The following is a 2,263-nucleotide window of genomic DNA, read 5'->3' as shown; positions in this document are numbered from 1 at the left end:
CCCGTTCAGCGGCAGGACGCCGCCGGTCCCCCCGTCGACGAGGGCGCGGTCGACGGCGACGGTGGCGTGCAGCCGGAGGCCCTCCTCGCCGAGCACGGCCACCGCGCCGTCGCAGCAGCCCAGCGCGGTGCGCGCCCGCGACACGAGGGCGCCGGCGAGGTCGTCCACCGTCTCCGCGCCCGACAGCCCCAGCGCCAGCTCCGCCAGCCCCTGCAGCCGCCGCGCCGTCGCGGCCTCCGCCGCCAGGGCGGCGCGCAGCTCCTCCGCGCGGGCGTAGAGGTCGGCCTCCACCTCCTCCACCCGCCGGCGCCACACCGCGCCCTGCTGCCTGGCGTGCTGGACGGCCTCGCGCTCGCGGATGTAGTCGGTGATGTCCTCCGCGCGCTGCACGACGAGGGCGGTGCGGCCGGTGGTGTCGGGCACGGGGATGCTGATGAGGCTCCAGTGCCGCTCGGTGTACGCACCGCTGAGCGGGTCGAGGATGTCGTAGCGCTGCACGGGCATGGTGTGGATGCGGCCGGTGTCGCGGGCCTGCTCGAAGGAGGCGCGCACCTGCGCGACGCCGCCGTCGGGCTGCTCGGGCGTGGGGTGGCCCGGGAAGGCCTCGAACACCGGCCTGCCGACGATGTCGGCCAGCCGGCGGCCGGTGGTGGCCAGGTAGGCGGGGTTGGCGTCGACGATGACCAGGTCGCGGTCCATGACGACGAACGGTGTGGGGACCGCGGCGAAGACCGCGGCGTGGTCCACGGGTCCGGCGGATCGCGGCACGGAGCTCCTCCCGGCGGTCGGCGCCCGCCTGGGGGCGGGATCGCCAGTCTGGCACGCGGTCCGGCGCGCGGTCCGGCCGCGCCGGGCAGGCCTCAGCGCACCCGGACCGTCACGCCCGCCTCGGCCGCCACGAGCTCGCCGACCACCGGGAAGCCGGGCACCTCCCCGGCCACGAGCAGCCCGCCGGAGGTCTGCGCGTCGGCCAGCAGCAGCGCCTCCTCCTCGGCCACGGCGAGGTCGGCGTGCGGGCGCACCCACTCCAGGTTGCGCCGGGAGCCGCCGGGGACGAAACCCTCCCGCAGCGCCTGCCGGGCCCCGGCCACGTACGGCACCGCCGCGGCGTCCAGCACCGCGGTGACACCGCTCGCGCGGGCCAGCTTGTGCAGGTGCCCGAGCAGGCCGAAACCGGTGACGTCCGTGGCGCAGCGCGCACCGGCGGCCAGCGCCGCGGCCGAGGCGGCGGCGTTGAGCGTCGTCATGACGGCCACGGCCTCCTCGAACACCTCGCCCGTCGCCTTGTGCCGGCTGTTGAGGACCCCCAGGCCCAGCGGCTTGGTCAGGGTCAGGGGCAGCCCGGCGCGCCCGGTGTCGTTGCGCAGCAACCGGTCGGCGTCCGCCGTGCCCGTCACGGCCATCCCGTACTTCGGTTCGGGGTCGTCGACGCTGTGCCCGCCGCCGACGTGGCAGCCCGCCTGACCGGCCACCTCCAGCCCGCCGGCCAGCACCTCCCGCGCCAGCTCCAGGGGCAGCAGCTCGCGCGGCCAGGCCAGCAGGTTCACCGCCACCACCGGGGTGCCGCCCATGGCGTAGACGTCGGAGAGCGCGTTGGCGGCGGCGATGCGCCCCCAGTCGCGGGCGTCGTCGACGACGGGGGTGAAGAAGTCGGCGGTGGCCACGACGGCGGTGCGCCCGCCGGGGGCCAGCCGCACGACGGCCGCGTCGTCGCCGGTGTCGAGCCCGACGAGCAGCTCGGCGGCCCCGCCGCCGGGGGCACCGGCCAGGCCGGCGACGACGTCCTCCAGCTCCCCGGGCGGGATCTTGCACGCGCAGCCGCCCCCGTGGGCGTACTGCGTCAGGCGCACGGGGGCGGACGTGGGGGTGGGAGCGGGGGAGGTCGTCACGGCGGTAGCGAAACACCCACCGGCGCGCCCGGCGCGGCGGGGGTCGTGGCATGCTCGTCGTCGCCGGCGCGGGGAGGCGTCTGGGTGCCTGGTGGCCCCCGCGGTCTTCAACACCGACGTGACCGAGCACCTCGGTCAGGCGGGTTCGATTCCCGTCCGCCTCCGCCGGCCGTCCAGGCCGCGGCCGTACCCGCCGCGGCCGTCCGCGGCGGGTACGCCGGGACGCGCCTACAGTGCCCGCGTGCCCGACCCCCTGCCCGACCCCCGCCGCACCGTGCCCCGCACCGACGCCGTCCTGGCCGACGAACGGCTGGCCGGCGCGCTGCGCGAGCTGGGGCGCCCCGCCGTCAAGGCCGCCGTGCAGCGCGCGCAGC

The 2,263-nt window shown here is 77.9% G+C and carries 2 protein-coding genes, 1 tRNA gene and 1 pseudogene; 2 read left to right on the top strand and 2 right to left on the bottom strand.

Annotated elements, in window-relative coordinates; translation table 11 throughout:
* Together ABEB16_RS21330 and selD are read right to left on the bottom strand one after the other, a co-directional pair.
* On the bottom strand, positions 1 to 768 hold a 768-nt coding region (locus ABEB16_RS21330; protein WP_345714182.1), incomplete at its 3' end, for a PAS domain-containing protein.
* Between the two features lie 92 nt (positions 769 to 860).
* Positions 861 to 1,850, bottom strand: a complete 990-nt coding sequence (selD, locus tag ABEB16_RS21325; protein WP_425560286.1) for a selenide, water dikinase SelD — start codon at positions 1,848 to 1,850, stop codon at positions 861 to 863.
* Positions 1,851 to 1,961: 111 nt separating this feature from the next.
* Between selD and ABEB16_RS21320 the strand changes: the two genes are divergently transcribed.
* Together ABEB16_RS21320 and ABEB16_RS21315 are read left to right on the top strand one after the other, a co-directional pair.
* Positions 1,962 to 2,054, top strand: a tRNA-Sec gene (locus ABEB16_RS21320).
* Positions 2,008 to 2,263, top strand: a pseudogene (locus ABEB16_RS21315) (hypothetical protein); the annotation flags it as partial. The gene ABEB16_RS21320 and the pseudogene ABEB16_RS21315, both read left to right, overlap by 47 nt.

Origin of the sequence: Kineococcus glutinatus (genome assembly GCF_039542765.1) — a bacterium.
Taxonomy (GTDB): Bacteria; Actinomycetota; Actinomycetes; order Actinomycetales; family Kineococcaceae; genus Kineococcus_A; species Kineococcus_A glutinatus.
The sequence above is the reverse complement of the archived record's forward strand: the minus strand, read 5'-3'. Positions and strand labels throughout refer to the sequence as shown.